This window comes from Acinetobacter sp. ACZLY 512 (genome assembly GCF_023614015.1).
GTDB classification, from domain to species: domain Bacteria; phylum Pseudomonadota; class Gammaproteobacteria; order Pseudomonadales; family Moraxellaceae; genus Acinetobacter; species Acinetobacter soli.
This window is the reverse complement of the sequence record NZ_JAKIVI010000005.1, coordinates 1-16,948: the sequence shown is the minus strand read 5'-3', so window position 1 is coordinate 16,948 and position 16,948 is coordinate 1. Positions and strand designations below refer to the sequence as shown.

Genomic DNA, 16,948 nt, shown 5'->3' with positions numbered 1-16,948 from the left:
TCAATGCAAAAACATATTCATATAAAACATATTTCAAGGACTAAAGATGAAATCGAATCAATTTGGTCAGCCCGTGGGTGATGCGGTAGCGCTCGCTGTCCCGATTCAATTTAAAGCCCATACACTTATGGGAAACTATGTCGATTTGCTGCCCATTGAAAAAGATACATTTACTTTAGATTATGCCAAGCAGCTCTGGACATGCGTGAATTCAGAGCCTGATGCAAGGTGTTGGACGTATTTGCCTTATGAAGCACCACAAAGTGAGGTTGAACTTGAGCAAAATCTGAGGTGTAAGTTTGGCTTTGAGCCTTCTCATCATTATTGGATTGTCGTGGAGGGCAAGGCGGTTGGTTGGGTTGCACTGCTAAATTTACGCGCGCAGCATGCAGCAGTCGAGATTGGCAATGTTTACTTTTCGCACCGATTAAAACAAACACCCGCTGCCACTGAAGCGATCTTCTTATTGTTGAGAGATTGCTTTCAACAAGGTATGCGTCGCGTGGAATGGAAGTGTGATGACCTTAACCAACCTTCAAAAAATGCAGCACTTAGATTCGGATTTACGTATGAGGGGTTGTTCCGGCAAGATCGGGTGACTAAAGGACGTAATCGTGATACCGCTTGGTTTTCAATGATTGATATTGAGTGGCCAAAGCTTCAAAACACCTATTTGCAATGGCTTGATCCGCTGAACTTCGACAGATTGGGCAAACAAAAAAGACGTTTGGAAGAATGTGCGAGTCAGGAGATTTAAGACTGATCAGCATGTCAGTGCTTATTCAAAAGCACTGACATCGCCGGCACCTCGGCGTACAACTTCCGGATTTTCTCCCGACAAATCTACAATACTGGTGGTAGTGAGCGTACCGAAGCCACCATCAATGAAGACATCCACACGCTTAGCGAGCTGGTTTTCAATATCATAAGGGTCATCGAGTGGATCGTCTTGCCCCGGCAATATCAGGGTACTGGTCAAGATCGGTTCGCCCAGTTCTTGAAGTAAGGCCTGACAGATTGGATTGGTTGGAATACGTAAGCCAATGGTTTTTTTCTTGGGGTGCATCAAGCGTTTAGGGACTTCGCTGGTTGCAGGTAAAATAAAAGTCGTGATCGAGGGTGTGTTGGTCTTAAGTAGACGATACATCGCGTTATCCACTTTGGCATAGGTGGCAATATCGGATAAATCACAACACATAATGGCATATTGATGTTTTGGGCCTAAGCCACGGATTTGAGCAATTCGCTCCATTGCCGATTTATTTCCAATTTGACAACCAATCGAGTACGCCGCATCAGTCGGGTAGACCACCACATCGCCTGCTCGGATACGCTCCACTGCTTGATGAATTAAGCGTGCTTGCGGATTGTCTGGATGTATATGCAAATGCAACATATCTGGATACTCCTTGATTCTGTTATTGTTTTAAAGTCAGTGTTTACATTTAAGCATATGCGCTGCGTCGAATGCGTGACCACAAGTAGAGATTATGTAATCTAATCCAGTGCGTTGCGTAAAAACTCATGTGCGACAAGAAGCTCACCGTGTCGAGCGGTCATACAAATGCATTGAATAAAATGCAATGCATCGGCAGGAATTTTGGTCTCGCCTGAAAAAAACTTTTGCACCTGAAGAAAGACATTGTCTTTAAATCGCGAGCCGTCACCACCATCGCCAGTTAAGTTATCTAGAGATACTCTAAATTTACGCCCAAACGCTTGCGCAAATAACCATTCGATGGCTTGCGGTTTGATTTCGACTTGTTCAAAAAGCGCTTGCTGCTCGGCTGTACGGCCATCAGGAGCATACCAATAGCCCAAATCTGGCAATAAGCGTCTTTTGGCGCCGGCAATCGTCCAGTGACTGATTTCATGCAAGGCACTATTAAAGAAGCCATGCGCAAACTGAATACGCGCAGGCGCATGATTTGATGCAGGAAAATACTCAGGTTCTACCTCACCTTTCACTAAAGTCACATTTTGATGGGAAAACCAGTGATTAAAGTGTAAAATGAGCCAGTCCACCTGATCCTGCTCAGTTTGTAAATTTCTCCATGGTGAGAGTTGCACTGTGTCTATCGACAAGGCAGAATCACACGTGAGATGGGTGCGAACAAGTGATGAAGTTGTTACTTCAGGTTGCGGCTGCAACAGGTGCATTGCTTAATTTACCCCGAGTTCTGTCAGATTTGGTACAAAATTGTATCTTAATCTTTGACAGAGTACTGATGAATTTGTAGAATTGCCGCCTTAATTATGTCAGCAAATACCTTTCCGGCACAGATTGAGCCGTATAAATGGGCTGAACAAGGCTTTACATGGTCAGGAACACTGCCATTGTCTCGCTTTGCTCGTATTGCTCGTGAAGCTGTTGGATCAATTAATGATCAATTGATCTATATAGACTGTAAACTATCAATGGATGCGTATCATCGCGTTGTATGGTTTGATGGTCATGTTGAAACAAAAGTTCCGCTAGAATGTCAGCGTTGCCTGGAGCCAGTGGAAATTCCTCTTGTTTCAGATTTCCGTCTTGCCTTGATCGATGATGAGTCACTGATAGAGCGCTTGGATGAGGATGCTGATTTCATCGTTTTAGGTGAAAGTGAGTCGTCAACAAAGGGTGATTTTACCACTCCTGCGACTGTTGATTTACTCTCATTACTAGAAGATGAACTGTTACTGTTGATGCCTTTGTCTCCCAAGCATGATGCTTGTGAACATAAACATCAGCCTACCGTTCAGGACATTGTTGAAGAAAAACGTGATAATCCGTTTGATGTTTTAGCAAGTTTGAAAGGTAAACTTAACTCATAAGTGTTATACTTGTTGGTTGAGATAACTGAATTTGTTCTGATCCATTTTTTTCGATCTTTGTAAGGAGCCATCATGGCCGTTCAGCAAAACCGTAAAAGTCGCTCTCGCCGTGACATGCGCCGTTCACATGACGCTTTAACCGAGAATGCATTAACAGTTGACCAAACTACTGGTGAAACTCATCGTCGTCACCACGTGACTAAAGATGGTATCTACCGTGGTCGTCAATTATTCGCTAAAGCAGCTGACGCTGAATAATTTAGTGAATTTGCATTGAGCTTAAGGCTTTAATGTAGAAAAAATGGGAGCGAAAGCTCCCTTTTTTTGTTGTTTTTCGCAATTATAAAATCTATAGAATAATGATAAATTTCCGCCTTAGAAATTAAGCAAAGACGAAATAAAGGATTTTTATATGTCTGCTAAACGACTCGATCAAGTCGCTCAAGCAACGAAAACTGCATTTGTATTTCCTGGTCAAGGTTCGCAAAAAGTCGGCATGCTCGCTGAACTTGCAGAGCAGTTTAGTGGTGTGAAAGAAACCTTTGCGGAGGCTTCTGACGCAGTCGGTTTTGATTTGTGGCATATCGCACAAAGTGGCGAAGGGCTTGATCAAACCGAAAACACTCAGCCGGTACTATTAACGGCAAGTATTGCGTTATGGCGTGTCTGGCTGGATTTAGGCGGTTTGGCCCCTAAATACCTTGCAGGCCATTCACTTGGCGAATACAGTGCGTTGGTGGCTGCGGGTGCGTTGTCGCTCGGCGATGCGGCCAAATTGGTCAATCTACGTGGTAAATTGATGCAAAGCGCAGTTCCTCAGGGTGTGGGCGCTATGGCGGCAATTTTGGGCTTGGCAGACGATCAAGTTATTGAGCTTTGTAAGCAAGTGACAGCAGCAGGTGAAGGCTCTGTCGAGGCAGCAAACTACAATGCTCAAGGTCAGGTAGTGATTGCAGGTTCGGCAGCATTGGTCAATCAAGTCATGACGCTTGCAAAAGAGCAGTCGGGTAAAGCGATTGCACTGCCTGTTTCAGTACCTTCGCATTGTTCATTAATGAAGCCTGCGGCAGAAAAATTTGCTGAAGCATTGGAACAAACTGCCATTGAGCTACCAAGCCTACCTGTAATACAAAATGTAAACGCAGGAATTGCCTCTGACGTGACTCAATTACGCCAAGCGTTAACTGCGCAGTTGTATCAATCTGTGCAATGGACACGCACCATGCAATATTTACAGGATCAAGGCATCCAGTACATTGTTGAGTGTGGCCCGGGTACGGTATTAAGCAATCTGGCAAAACGTTTACCAAATATTGAAAAAGCATTTGCGATCGATACGAATAGTCGCATGGAAGATGCCCTAAATGCAGTTTTAGTGGCTGAAGGAAAAATTGCATGACACAACAACGTAAAGTTGCATTGGTAACAGGCGCGAGCCGTGGCATTGGTGCAGCGATTGCCCAGCAACTTATTCAAGACGGTTTCTTTGTCGTTGGTACAGCAACCAGCGAATCTGGGGCTGAAAAATTATCTGAAAGTTTTGGGGAGCAAGGTACAGGCCTCACCCTAGACGTACGTAATTTGGATGAAATTGAAGCAGTTGTTTCAAACATCGAACAAAATTATGGTCCAGTTTTGGTCTTGGTCAACAATGCGGGTATTACGCGTGACAATCTCTTGCTGCGTATGAGCGAAGATGACTGGGACGACATTCTAAATATTCATCTGAAAGCGGTTTATCGTCTTTCTAAGCGCGTATTGAAGGGTATGACCAAAGCTCGCTTTGGCCGTATTATCAATATCAGTTCGGTGGTTGCACATTTTGCAAACCCAGGCCAAGCCAACTATTCAGCCGCTAAAGCCGGTATTGAAGCATTTAGCCGCAGCCTTGCAAAAGAAATGGGTAGCCGCCAGATTACGGTGAACAGTATCGCACCTGGCTTTATTGCGACTGAAATGACTGATGCGCTGAGTGAAGATTTGCGCAAGAAGATGAGTGATCAAGTCGCTTTGGGTCGTCTTGGTGAACCACAAGATATCGCAAATGCAGTAAGTTATTTGGCTTCCGATAAGGCAAGTTACATTACTGGCACGGTATTACACGTAAATGGTGGTTTATACATGGCCTAAGTGCTGATGTATTAACTTTCAAAAAATCCAATATTCAATTACACTAACGGCATTTAAAACGCCACAAGCAATGAGGAGAATTCCTGTGAGCGATATCGAACAACGTGTTAAGCAAGCAGTTGCTGAACAACTTGGTATGAAAGCAGAAGAGATCAAAAACGAAGCATCTTTCATGGATGATTTGGGCGCTGACTCTCTAGATCTAGTTGAACTTGTTATGTCTTTCGAAAATGACTTCGACATCACGATTCCTGATGAAGATTCAAACGAAATCACAACTGTTCAATCAGCAATTGATTATGTAACCAAAAAACTTGGTTAATTAATTGATGCTGATAAAAGCCACCGCAAGGTGGTTTTTTTATGTGTGTGATTTAAGATATGTGATGCAATTTACATTTTATTACTTGCTGTAAGGGAATCACCACTTAAATCAGAGTGATTTTCAGTTTTACTAGAAAGGCGTTTATTTGCTTAATGAAAAAAACAACAGGAGAAAATGATGGGTCTTTTTGATTTTGTTAAAGGAATTGGAAAAAAGAATCAGGCACACGTCGAACAAGCATCAACACCAGCCGCTACACCTCAGGAACCCACAGCCCAGCAAATTGCTAATCAGTTACTGGCGCATGTACAGCAACTTGGTTTGGGCGTGCAGGGCTTGGTGATCAACTATAACAGTACTACCGATCTGGCCACGATTCAGGGTAAGGTGAAAAGTCAGGCCGACAAAGAAAAAATTGTACTGGCTGTGGGAAATATCGATCATGTGGCGAAAGTGGATGATCAAATGACAGTCGAAGTGCCAGAACCAGAAAGCCAATTTTATACAGTTAAATCGGGTGATAATTTATCTAAAATCTCAAAACAATATTATGGTGATCCAAATCACTACAATAAAATTTTTGAAGCGAATCGACCATTACTTAAAGACGCAGACGATATTTTTCCAGGACAGGTACTGCGTATTCCGGCTTAAGGTGTGATAAGTAACTAAGTAAAAGGGCGCAATTAAATTGCGCCCTTTTTGCATTATGGCTATAGCTTGCTATGCTTGTAACGTAATTTTAAGCTCCATCTACAGCGCACATTATAATGCTTAAAACCGCTTTGGAATCTTTTGCCCATTTGGAACGGGAGTTTCGGCATTTTTAAGCACACCAAATAACCACACTTCCGCATGTTGAACCGCGATTTTAAGCTCATCACCCAAAGCCAGACGTCCTGCTATAAAACTGGCCAATGAACATCCTGATCCGTGATATTCACCTTCTAAGCGAGGGCAGGTACTTTCTGCAACCAGTTCACCTTTTACAAAGAGCTGATTGCGAATATGATCTGGTGTTGCTTCATGGCCGCCTTTCACCAAAATCGCCTGCGCACCTAAATCAAATAGCTTTTGAGTCGCATCTTCAATGTTGTCCAATCCCGTCAGGGCACGCAGTTCGACAGTATTTGGTGTAATAACGGTTGCCAGTGGAATGAGTTCAACAAAGGCTTTCACCAATGTGGCTTGATCGCCCAGCGAGCCGCCGCTGTTGGCCACCAGTACCGGGTCAAGTACATACTGATAGTTAGGATGCGCACGTAAAAACTCAGCCAATGCTGCAATATTTTCAGTGGTACCGAGCATACCCGATTTTACACATCGAATGGGTAAATCACCCACAACGGCATTTGCTTGTGCAAGGAGTAATTCTTTCGATGTTGCTTCAAAACCAAAGACTTGCTGCGAATTTTGAATGGTGAGTGCTGTACAGGCGATTGCTGCATGTGCGCCACTTTGACCAATGGCTTCAATATCGGCCTGTAATCCAGCGCCGCCAGAAGGATCAAGACCAGAAAAACAAAGAACGGTTGGACGCACGACGATCATCCTTAAAATATTGAATTTGAGGTAGTATAGGCAAGTTTAAAAAAACTCTCGACCCTATTTTTTCATCTGACATTGTTTGAGTATGAATTGTGAGCAGCATTAAAAATATTTTGATCGACCTTGATGGCACGTTAACTGATCCAAAAGTCGGAATCACGACATCGGCACGTTTTGGTCTAAATAAAGTAGGTTGTGTATTGCCTGAAAGTGAAAATATTGACTGGATCATCGGTCCACCACTTAAGGCATCATTGGCAAAAATTTTAAATGTGGAGCCAGAGCATGAACGAGCAGAGCAGGCTTTACAGGGTTATCGTGAGCGATTTTCAGTGGTGGGGTTATTTGAAAATGAGCTTTATCCACATGTGGCTCAGACGCTAGCAGCGCTTAAAGAGGAAGGCTATCGACTATATTTGGCCACTGCAAAACCACACGTTTATGCAGTACGCATATTGGAGCATTTCGGACTGCTTGGCTATTTCACGCATCCTTATGGAAGCGAGTTAACAGGTGAGCGTACCAATAAAGGTGACCTGATTGCTTATATTTTGCAGCAAGAGCAGCTTGATGCTGCCGAATGTGTCATGGTTGGAGATCGCGAGCACGATATTTTAGGTGCGCGTCGTAATGGAATTGAGACCATTGCGGTGGAGTACGGTTATGGCTCTGCACAAGAACTAGATTTGGCAAGGCCAAAATATTGTATTCAACGTTTTGATCAACTTTTAAATATACTGATCAAGCATGAGGATGTAAGGTCTAAGTAACATATATTGAGTTTAAAAACGTTTGATTTTATTTTTAAATATCTAGCTTTACTAAAAACTGATTAAGAATCAGTGGTATTTGCTAAATTTTTAATAGGTTTTAATACAATAAGAATGAGAAAAAATGAGAAGTTATCGGATTGATATATTAAGAGGAGTAGCTATCTTGTTGGTGCTACTCCATCATTTTAATATTCCCTATAAACTGCATGACACTTGGCTGGGTATGTCGGTTTTGGGTGAACCTTTAAGTACTTTAGTTGCTCGAAACGGTAATTATGGCGTCACGCTTTTTTTTGTTATCTCAGGTTTTCTTATTACTCAGCATACTTTGAGTCGAGAAGGCCATTTATCCAAAATCAATATTCGAAATTTTTATCTGCGGCGTATTGCTCGTATTGTTCCTTGTTTAGTTCTGCTGATATCTATGGTTACACTATTGGGAAGTTTCGGATTGCAACCTTTTCTGAATCAGGCACCCATTGGTATAGAAGTTTCTTATCGCCTTACTGTTTTTGCTGCTTTGACCTTTTGGATGAATCTTTTAATTATCGAATATGGTTGGATCAACTATGCATTAGGAGTATTGTGGTCACTTTCGGTTGAGGAAGTTTTTTATCTGGCTTTTCCGCTTTTGTGTTTGATACTGTGCAGGAGTAAATTTAAATTATTTGTTTTATTTCTCATATCGATCATTGTCTATGCCCCATACTTCCGCTTTTTACATGCGGGCGAAGAAAGCGGTGCATATTTGTATCATTACTTCTCAAGTTTTGATGGGATTGCAATCGGATGTCTTACTGCGCTGCTGGCACAAAAAATATCAATTCGATTCAGAAATATTCAGCTTGTCATTTTTATTGTGATTGCTCTGATGATTGCCTTATATGGTTATGCGCCGATCAAAGAGGTGAGTACATGGAGTATAAGCGTATTTGCGCTATTAAGTGCAGTATTAATATTTTGCTCTATCCAACCGCAGCAAGCTAAAAACTTAACCTTTTTTTCTAAAATATTGGTTTGGATCGGGCAGCGCAGCTATGAGATGTATCTGTTTCACTTGATTGTTTTAGGGTTAATCAAGGTGATGTATATTCCAAAAACAACCTTGCCAGATCAAAAAATCATGCTACTTATTGCTTTTTTGATTGTGACTTTTATTTTGAGTTGGTTAATCGAAAAATATTATTCGTCACCATTAAACCAAAAGATTCGGGATAAATGGGTCATTAAAAAGCCTCAGATTGACTGAGGCTTTCTTATAATTTTTGCTATTTAAAACTGCGGTTTAACCACCACCAGTATAACGACAGCAAATAAAATCAGTGTCGGCATTTCATTAAAATAACGCCAGAATTTGTGTGATTTGTAATGCGCATTTCCAATCAGTTTTTTACGATAATACCCGCACACTAAATGATAAATAACCAGCAGTCCTACCAACCCCACTTTAATATAAAACCAAAGCGCTTCATGATAATGCCGAGTGGCATCGCCCCAATCTACTAAAAAGTGAGCCGTGATCAGCGTTGCAATCATGGAGGGCCACATGATACCGCGATATAGTTTACGTTCCATAATTTCGAAGCGACGATGACTAATCTCATCTTCACTCATGGCATGATAAACATAAAGTCGAGGTAGATAAAATAAGGCAGCGAACCAACACACTACCGCAATAATGTGTAATGCTTTGACCCATAAAAATGCGTCTGATGGAGCATCCATTACAATTCCTTAAATTAAGACAATGGTGGAAAGCTGATGATTTGACGTAACAAAACGAAATGAAATCATAAGGTTTGCACTCAGCGAATATGGACAGTATTCAATGTTGGATTGAATTTTTCAAGAGGATAATGGCAATCTGCCTTTTACTTATATCGACGTTGAGATATCGTTCAGCAAGCGTGATGATTGAATTTTAATGTAGTCGTATTGTGAGTAGGCTCAACAAAAAAGCGGAACCATTGTTCCGCTTTTTATCTACATATATGTTACTTCAAGAAGGCCAATCGGCTTTGCAAAAATGGCATTAATTCCATTTTTTGAAAATTAAGCAAGCATTCACACCGCCAAAACCGAAGCTGTTGCTCATTACCGAGTTAAGCTTGGTATCACGCTTTTCAAGTACGATGTCGAAGCCTTTTGCGCCTTCGTCGAGTTCAGTCACGTTGATGTTTGGTGCAATGAACTCATTTTGAAGCATTAGGACTGAGTAGATCGCTTCGTGAACACCTGCTGCACCCAAGCTATGACCAGTCATAGATTTGGTTGAGCTGAATGCAGGAACTTTACCTTCACCGAAGGCACGTTCCATTGCTTTAAGCTCTGTAATATCACCAGCAGGGGTTGATGTGCCATGTGTGTTGACATAGTCAATCGATTCAACACCGTGTTGCTTGGCTTCATCAAGTGCCATCAAGATACAGCGTGTTGCACCTTCACCGCTTGGAGCAACCATATCTGCACCGTCTGCGTTCGCTGCATAAGCAACAACTTCAGCTAAAATGTTAGCACCGCGTGCTTGAGCGTGTTCAAGTGATTCAAGTACCAAGAAACCGCCGCCACCAGCAATCACGAAACCATCACGGTCAGCCGAGTATGGACGAGAAGCAGTTTCAGGTGTGTCGTTGTACTTTGAGCAAAGCGCGCCCATCGCATCAAACAACAAGCTTTGAGACCAGTGATCTTCTTCACCGCCACCTGCAAGAATCAGATCTTGTTTACCTAATTGGATAAGGTTATACGCATAACCAATTGCATCTGCAGATGTTGCACATGCGCTGGCAATCGAGTGAGATACGCCTTGAAGTTTGAATGCAACACCAACGTTCGCGGTAATGGTGTTGGTCATGTTACGTGGTACGAAGAAAGGCCCCACTTTACGTGCGCCTTTAGTTTCAAGTAACTCCTGCATTTCAACAACGGATGCAGTTGAACCGCCACCACTGCCACCTACGATACCGTAGCGTGGATTGCCTTCAAGGTCCGCAGCAGTCAAACCTGCATGCTCAACCGCAGCAACTGCTGAGTTATAGGCATACATTGCACAAACACCCATAAAGCGTTTGAGTTTACGATCAATATTGTCAAAATCTTGTTCTGCAGCTGCACTCACATGGCTTTTAAAGTTGAGTTCTGCATAAGTTGGGTTAAAACGTGTGCCTGAGATTCCATTTTGGAGTGAATGAGTGACATCTTCTAGAGTGTTACCAATACATGAGTTAATACCCATACCAGTAATTACAACACGTTTCATTTAAGTATCCCTTATATGGTGATAGTCTTGAGTTTGTTTCAGTGCGCCAAAAAATTTGACCAATCGGGTGCAACCGTCAGGCGCAATAGCTGATTGTTTAAAATTGCATTCATAATAACAGAATGATTTTTTAATTCTTATGGCAAATCTTATATGTATTCCTAACTGTGCTATGTTTCAGCATCAGGCATCGTGGTGTACAGCAATTAACTAAAAGAAACAGATTAAAGTTGAGATAAATCCGTACTCCACCTAGTATTTAGCATTAAATGAAAGAAACAGAATATAGAGGTACTTGATGACCAATTCTAATAATAATCAAAGCCAGAGCCTGTTGTCGGCAGCCTTTGGAGTGGCTAAAAAGCTCAGCTCTTCGGGTTTGGATGTCTTAAATCATGTTGCTCCCGGCACAATTTCCAAGATGAATTCCAATGTGGATCAGTCACGTACCGTAGAAGGAAAATCACAAATCAAGGGCGCGTTTGAAATTGAAAAGTATGATAATCCTCAGCAGATGTTGCGTCAGCACTTGCCGAAAGTATCACATCAGCTTTTAGGTCGACATTACGGCCGGGTCTATAGTGTTGCAAATTTTCTATCGCCAGATTTCCAAGACAAGATTGCCGACTATCTTTTTGACCGCCTTAATGACTTTACTGCGCAAACCAGTTCGCTAGAACGTGTGCTTGAAGAGGCTGGGGTTAAGCGCATTGAAGATCTGACCACCAATCCAGATCGCTCGCAACGATTGAGTCATGCCTTTATTGAGCAAAATAAACTGATTGCAATCGCACAAGGAGCATTCAGTGGCGCAACTGGTGTTGCTGGAGCGGCCCTTGATGTTCCATTGTCACTGCTTCTGGCGCTACGTACTATCTATCAAACGGGGCATGCGCACGGGTTTAATTTAAGTGATTCTACTCAGCAAGATATCGTCGAGTTTGTTTTTAAAGAAATTGATTTGAGTCTGATCGCAGAAAAGCAAACCTTGTTGCTTGCGCTCAAAACCTTGAAGTCGATGTTACAAACACATGATATTAGTCAGTTTCAGCAACTTTTAGGCTCAAGTAATGATGCTGAAGCCATTAAAAAATGGTTTGTAGATGAGACAGGCGAACCAAAATTTAGCTGGTTGAATGGGGTATCTCGCTTTTCTGCTATCGGGAAATTAACGCCTGTCGCCGGTGCTGCGCTAGGTGGAATATATAGCTGGAAACTGATTGAAGATGCAGGTAATAAAGCACAAGCTATTTTTGGTGGAGCTCGTCATTACTTGCTTGAACATCCCGATGAGCAATTAACCCCTTTACAGGCGTATCATGCTGAAGCGTCATTATTTAAAGCAGTACCCCTTAAAGAGCCTCAAGCTGCACAACAAAATACGGAAGAAACCAAGATACCTGTTGAGGCTGAACAAGTATCTGTTGAAAATCCAGTGGTAGCCAAAGTTAAAGTCACTCGAAAAGCTCCAAAAGCTGCTCAGACTGAAGCTGAAATTGACGATGCAGTACAGCAAAAAATTGAACATCTTGCCGATCACTATGTCGAGCCTCATGAAGAGAGTGAGCCACAACAACCCGCATTAAAAACAACGGAAGTTGAAGAAGGTACTGAGGTTGCTGCGTTTGATGAGACAGAAGCAGCACCTGCAAAACCTAAACGTAAAAGAACACCGAAACCGAAAACGCCTTAATGTCATTAAACCGTCAACAAAAGCGTTTATTTTCTGCTGTCTGAAAACGTGCGCAAGTCAAGAGATGGTCAACATTTGCTAACGCTACCGATGTTGACCATTTTTACATCTTGGCTTACAATTGCATGCCCTCAAAAAGAGGTGTTTTCTTTTTGAGGTTTTCAATTAACGGGAGAATTGCCATATGGCAACAACAAATCAGTTGATCCGTAAGGGTCGCACAACTTTGATTGAAAAATCCAAAGTTCCTGCGTTGAAGGCTTGTCCACAACGTCGTGGTGTTTGTACACGTGTTTATACTACTACACCTAAAAAACCTAACTCAGCAATGCGTAAGGTTTGCCGTGTTCGCTTAACTTCTGGTTTTGAAGTATCTAGCTACATCGGTGGTGAAGGCCATAACCTACAAGAGCACAGTGTTGTTCTTATCCGTGGTGGTCGTGTTAAAGACTTACCAGGTGTACGTTACCATACCGTTCGTGGTTCTTTAGACTGTGCTGGTGTGAAAGATCGTAACCAGTCTCGTTCTAAATACGGTACTAAACGTCCTAAGAAGTAATTCTTAGTTCGATAAAGCCGAAATCCTTTAGCGTTTCGCTTGTTTGAATTCTTTAATGTTTGAAATTCAAGCGACGTATAGTAAGGCCAGCGTAGCGTGCATGACACTTGCACAATCTGCTGGATCATCCTGAAGTGTCATATTTATAGGTAGTTTTAAAATGCCAAGACGTCGCGTAGTCGCTGCTCGTGAGATCCTTCCAGATCCTAAATTCAGCAGCCAAACAATCGCTAAATTCATGAACCACGTTATGCAAGACGGTAAAAAGTCTGTTGCTGAAGGTATCGTTTACGGTGCTTTAGAACGCGTTCAAGAAAAAAATAAAGTAGACCCAGTAGAATTTTTTGAAGCGACGCTTGAAAAAGTTCGTCCTATGGTCGAAGTAAAAGCACGCCGTGTTGGTGGTGCTACTTATCAAGTACCAATGGAAGTACGCCCATCCCGTCGTACTGCCTTGGCTATGCGTTGGTTAGTAGATGCTGCTGCTAAGCGTTCTGAAAAAACTATGGCTTTACGTCTTGCTGGCGAGTTGCTTGATGCAGCTGAAGGCAAAGGTGCTGCGATCAAAAAACGTGAAGACGTGCACCGTATGGCTGAAGCGAACAAAGCCTTCTCTCATTACCGTTTCTAAGCGGATAAAACAGTCCCTCATCAGGAGAATACTCATGCGTACTGCATCTCGATTTAACATCGCACTTTACCCAAGTGGGGGATTTGCGGGTATTTAAGTTGCCCACCTTGAGTGTTCGAGCGCATCAATTTCATGTTGGTGCGTCCTGTTTTAAACAATATATTTAGGAATGTAAGTCATCATGGCTCGTCAAACCCCGATTTCTCGCTACCGTAACATCGGTATTTCTGCGCACATCGACGCAGGTAAAACTACAACGACTGAACGTATTTTGTTCTACACAGGTGTATCTCACAAAATTGGTGAAGTACACGACGGTGCAGCAACAATGGACTGGATGGAACAAGAGCAAGAACGTGGTATTACCATTACTTCTGCTGCAACAACTTGTTTCTGGTCTGGTATGGGCAGCCAGTTTGACCAACACCGTATCAACGTAATTGACACCCCGGGACACGTAGACTTCACAATCGAAGTTGAACGTTCTATGCGTGTTCTTGACGGTGCGTGCATGGTTTACTGTGCAGTTGGTGGTGTTCAGCCTCAGTCTGAAACTGTTTGGCGTCAAGCGAACAAGTACCAAGTACCTCGTTTAGCATTCGTGAACAAGATGGACCGTACAGGTGCAAACTTCTTCCGTGTTGTTGAACAAATGAAAACTCGTCTCGGCGGTAACCCAGTGCCAATCGTTGTGCCAATCGGTGCAGAAGATACATTCGCTGGTGTTGTTGATTTGATCGAAATGAAAGCGATCATCTGGGATGAAGCTTCTCAAGGTATGAAGTTTGAATACGGCGAAATCCCTGCTGACCTCGTTGATACTGCTAACGAATGGCGTACCAACATGGTTGAAGCTGCGGCTGAAGCGTCTGAAGAGTTAATGGACAAGTACCTAGAAGAAGGTGATCTTTCTAAAGAAGACATCATCGCAGGTCTACGTGCGCGTACATTGGCATCTGAAATTCAAGTGATGCTTTGTGGTTCTGCGTTTAAGAACAAAGGTGTTCAACGTATGTTGGACGCAGTCATCGAATTCCTACCTTCTCCTACAGAAGTTAAGGCAATCGAAGGTGTTCTAGACGACAAAGCTGAAACTAAAGCAACTCGTGAAGCATCTGACGAAGCACCGTTCTCTGCACTTGCGTTCAAAATCATGAACGACAAATTCGTAGGTAACTTGACGTTTATCCGTGTTTACTCAGGCGTTCTTAAACAAGGCGACCCAGTATACAACCCGGTTAAATCGAAGCGTGAGCGTATCGGTCGTATTGTACAGATGCACGCAAACGAACGTCAGGATCTTGACGAAATTCGTGCGGGTGATATCGCAGCGTGTGTAGGTCTTAAAGACGTTACCACAGGTGATACACTGTGTGATGAGAAAAACATCATTACACTTGAGCGTATGGAATTCCCAGAGCCAGTAATTTCGTTGGCAGTTGAACCAAAAACTAAAGCTGACCAAGAAAAAATGTCAATTGCTTTAGGTCGTTTGGCGAAAGAAGATCCATCATTCCGCGTTCGTACAGATGAAGAATCTGGTCAAACGATCATTGCGGGTATGGGTGAGCTTCACCTTGACATCATCGTTGACCGTATGAAGCGTGAATTCGGTGTTGAAGCAAACATTGGTAAGCCAATGGTTGCATACCGCGAAACAATCAAGAAAGTTGTTGAGCAAGAAGGTAAATTCGTTCGTCAAACAGGTGGTAAAGGTAAATTCGGTCACGTCTATGTCCGTCTTGAGCCGCTTGATGTTGAAGAAGCTGGTAAAGAATACGAATTCGCTGAAGAAGTTGTAGGTGGTGTAGTACCTAAAGAATTCTTCGGTGCAGTTGACAAAGGTATTCAAGAGCGTATGAAGAACGGTGTCTTGGCTGGTTACCCAGTTGTAGGCGTTAAAGCGGTTCTATTTGACGGTTCTTACCACGACGTCGACTCTGATGAATTGTCGTTCAAAATGGCAGGTTCTTATGCATTCCGTGATGGTTTCATGAAAGCAGATCCTATCCTTCTTGAACCAATCATGAAAGTTGAAGTTGAAACTCCAGAAGACTACATGGGCGATATCATGGGTGACTTAAACCGTCGTCGTGGTATGGTTCAGGGTATGGACGATCTTCCTGGCGGAACAAAAGCAATTAAAGCAGAAGTTCCACTAGCAGAGATGTTTGGTTACGCGACTCAAATGCGTTCTATGTCTCAAGGTCGTGCGACTTACTCTATGGAATTTGCTAAATATGCTGAAACTCCACGCAACGTGGCAGAAGGCATCATTTCGAAATTCCAATCTGGCGGTAAAAAAGGTGACGACGAGTAATCTTTCGATTACTATAAGCCCAAACTAATTTTTAGTTAAAAAACCAAGCGCTCATGAGTGACCCTCATGAGCAGTTTATAAAGGAAAAACTCATGGCTAAGGCTAAGTTTGAACGTAATAAGCCACACGTAAACGTGGGCACAATTGGTCACGTTGACCATGGTAAAACAACTCTTACTGCTGCGATCGCAACTATCTGTGCGAAAACTTACGGCGGTGAAGCGAAAGATTACTCGCAAATCGACTCGGCTCCAGAAGAAAAAGCACGTGGTATTACCATTAATACTTCACACGTAGAATACGATTCTCCAATTCGTCACTACGCGCACGTTGACTGCCCGGGCCACGCCGACTACGTTAAAAACATGATTACTGGTGCTGCTCAGATGGACGGCGCGATTCTTGTGTGTGCAGCGACTGACGGTCCTATGCCACAAACTCGTGAACACATCCTTCTTTCTCGTCAGGTAGGTGTACCTTACATCGTTGTATTCTTGAACAAATGCGACCTTGTAGACGACGAAGAGCTTCTTGAGCTTGTAGAAATGGAAGTTCGTGAACTTCTATCTACTTACGACTTCCCTGGCGACGACACTCCAGTGATCCGTGGTTCTGCACTTGCAGCGCTTAACGGTGACGCAGGTCAGTACGGCGAGCCTTCAGTTCTTGCGCTTGTAGAAGCACTAGACTCTTACATCCCAGAGCCAGAGCGTGCAATCGACAAAGCATTCTTGATGCCAATCGAAGACGTATTCTCAATTTCTGGTCGTGGTACAGTAGTAACTGGCCGTGTAGAAGCTGGTATCGTGAAAGTAGGCGAATCAGTTGAAATCGTAGGTATCCGTGATACACAAACTACGACAGTAACTGGCGTTGAAATGTTCCGTAAACTT

At 42.9% G+C, this 16,948-nt stretch carries 19 protein-coding genes; 14 read left to right on the top strand and 5 right to left on the bottom strand.

Going from position 1 to position 16,948, the window contains the following annotated elements; genetic code table 11:
* Window positions 1-46 precede the first annotated feature (46 nt).
* Window positions 47-757 carry a GNAT family N-acetyltransferase gene (locus L2096_RS07115; RefSeq protein ID WP_250365141.1) on the top strand — a complete coding sequence of 237 codons (711 nt, stop codon included), beginning with the start codon at window positions 47-49 and terminating at the stop codon, window positions 755-757.
* Between the two features lie 21 nt (window positions 758-778).
* Here L2096_RS07115 and L2096_RS07110 read toward each other — a convergent pair whose 3' ends face one another.
* The gene (locus L2096_RS07110) at window positions 779-1,396 is read right to left on the bottom strand and encodes an L-threonylcarbamoyladenylate synthase (protein WP_004935370.1); all 618 of its coding nucleotides are present in this window, start codon (window positions 1,394-1,396) and stop codon (window positions 779-781) included.
* 101 nt (window positions 1,397-1,497) lie between these two features.
* Entirely contained in the window at window positions 1,498-2,160 is a 663-nt protein-coding gene (locus L2096_RS07105) for an elongation factor P hydroxylase (RefSeq protein WP_250365140.1), read from the bottom strand.
* A gap of 96 nt (window positions 2,161-2,256) precedes the next feature.
* On the opposite strand from L2096_RS07105, the gene L2096_RS07100 reads away from it, so the two are divergent.
* The 6 genes from L2096_RS07100 to lysM all read left to right on the top strand — a co-directional run bounded on the left by L2096_RS07100 (window position 2,257) and on the right by lysM (window position 5,926).
* On the top strand, window positions 2,257-2,817 hold the full coding sequence (locus L2096_RS07100; protein WP_025094556.1) for a YceD family protein: 561 nt from the start codon (window positions 2,257-2,259) through the stop codon (window positions 2,815-2,817).
* Between the two features lie 72 nt (window positions 2,818-2,889).
* Window positions 2,890-3,075, top strand: coding sequence for a 50S ribosomal protein L32 (rpmF, locus tag L2096_RS07095; protein WP_004922151.1), 186 nt, complete (start codon window positions 2,890-2,892; stop codon window positions 3,073-3,075).
* A 154-nt stretch (window positions 3,076-3,229) separates the two neighbouring features.
* Entirely contained in the window at window positions 3,230-4,216 is a 987-nt protein-coding gene (gene fabD, locus L2096_RS07090; RefSeq protein ID WP_004935379.1) for an ACP S-malonyltransferase, read from the top strand.
* Window positions 4,213-4,947 (top strand): 3-oxoacyl-ACP reductase FabG, encoded by a 735-nt coding sequence (gene fabG, locus L2096_RS07085; protein WP_048766228.1) that lies wholly within the window; start codon window positions 4,213-4,215, stop codon window positions 4,945-4,947. The genes fabD and fabG overlap by 4 nt, the downstream gene beginning before the upstream one ends.
* An 85-nt stretch (window positions 4,948-5,032) precedes the next feature.
* Window positions 5,033-5,269, top strand: coding sequence for an acyl carrier protein (gene acpP / locus L2096_RS07080; RefSeq protein WP_004935385.1), 237 nt, complete (start codon window positions 5,033-5,035; stop codon window positions 5,267-5,269).
* A gap of 180 nt (window positions 5,270-5,449) precedes the next feature.
* Entirely contained in the window at window positions 5,450-5,926 is a 477-nt protein-coding gene (gene lysM, locus L2096_RS07075; RefSeq protein ID WP_004945821.1) for a peptidoglycan-binding protein LysM, read from the top strand.
* Window positions 5,927-6,046: 120 nt separating this feature from the next.
* Here lysM and L2096_RS07070 read toward each other — a convergent pair whose 3' ends face one another.
* On the bottom strand, window positions 6,047-6,814 hold the full coding sequence (locus tag L2096_RS07070) for a hydroxymethylpyrimidine/phosphomethylpyrimidine kinase (RefSeq protein ID WP_004935392.1): 768 nt from the start codon (window positions 6,812-6,814) through the stop codon (window positions 6,047-6,049).
* Window positions 6,815-6,912: 98 nt separating this feature from the next.
* On the opposite strand from L2096_RS07070, the gene L2096_RS07065 reads away from it, so the two are divergent.
* Together L2096_RS07065 and L2096_RS07060 are read left to right on the top strand one after the other, a co-directional pair.
* Window positions 6,913-7,590: an HAD-IA family hydrolase gene (locus L2096_RS07065; protein ID WP_149930069.1), complete on the top strand. Its 678-nt coding sequence runs from the start codon at window positions 6,913-6,915 to the stop codon at window positions 7,588-7,590.
* A 124-nt stretch (window positions 7,591-7,714) separates the two neighbouring features.
* Window positions 7,715-8,842: an acyltransferase family protein gene (locus L2096_RS07060; RefSeq protein ID WP_250365139.1), complete on the top strand. Its 1,128-nt coding sequence runs from the start codon at window positions 7,715-7,717 to the stop codon at window positions 8,840-8,842.
* A gap of 23 nt (window positions 8,843-8,865) precedes the next feature.
* Here the strand turns inward: L2096_RS07060 and L2096_RS07055 are convergent, their stop codons facing one another.
* Both L2096_RS07055 and L2096_RS07050 read right to left on the bottom strand, forming a co-directional pair.
* Complete coding sequence (locus L2096_RS07055) at window positions 8,866-9,318, bottom strand: CopD family protein (protein ID WP_088459315.1); 453 nt, start codon at window positions 9,316-9,318, stop codon at window positions 8,866-8,868.
* 307 nt (window positions 9,319-9,625) lie between these two features.
* Window positions 9,626-10,852 carry a beta-ketoacyl synthase N-terminal-like domain-containing protein gene (locus tag L2096_RS07050; protein WP_004935411.1) on the bottom strand — a complete coding sequence of 409 codons (1,227 nt, stop codon included), beginning with the start codon at window positions 10,850-10,852 and terminating at the stop codon, window positions 9,626-9,628.
* 298 nt (window positions 10,853-11,150) lie between these two features.
* Between L2096_RS07050 and L2096_RS07045 the strand changes: the two genes are divergently transcribed.
* The 5 genes from L2096_RS07045 to L2096_RS07025 all read left to right on the top strand — a co-directional run.
* Window positions 11,151-12,545, top strand: coding sequence for an EcsC family protein (locus L2096_RS07045; RefSeq protein WP_250365138.1), 1,395 nt, complete (start codon window positions 11,151-11,153; stop codon window positions 12,543-12,545).
* A gap of 184 nt (window positions 12,546-12,729) precedes the next feature.
* A complete protein-coding gene (gene rpsL / locus L2096_RS07040; protein ID WP_004648013.1) occupies window positions 12,730-13,104 on the top strand; it encodes a 30S ribosomal protein S12 in 375 nt (124 codons plus the stop codon).
* Between the two features lie 160 nt (window positions 13,105-13,264).
* Window positions 13,265-13,735 carry a 30S ribosomal protein S7 gene (gene rpsG / locus L2096_RS07035; RefSeq protein ID WP_004750610.1) on the top strand — a complete coding sequence of 157 codons (471 nt, stop codon included), beginning with the start codon at window positions 13,265-13,267 and terminating at the stop codon, window positions 13,733-13,735.
* Between the two features lie 181 nt (window positions 13,736-13,916).
* A complete protein-coding gene (fusA, locus tag L2096_RS07030; protein WP_004935414.1) occupies window positions 13,917-16,055 on the top strand; it encodes an elongation factor G in 2,139 nt (712 codons plus the stop codon).
* Between the two features lie 92 nt (window positions 16,056-16,147).
* Window positions 16,148-16,948, top strand: an 801-nt coding sequence (locus L2096_RS07025; RefSeq protein ID WP_250365137.1) for an elongation factor Tu, incomplete at its 3' end; no start/stop codon positions are given.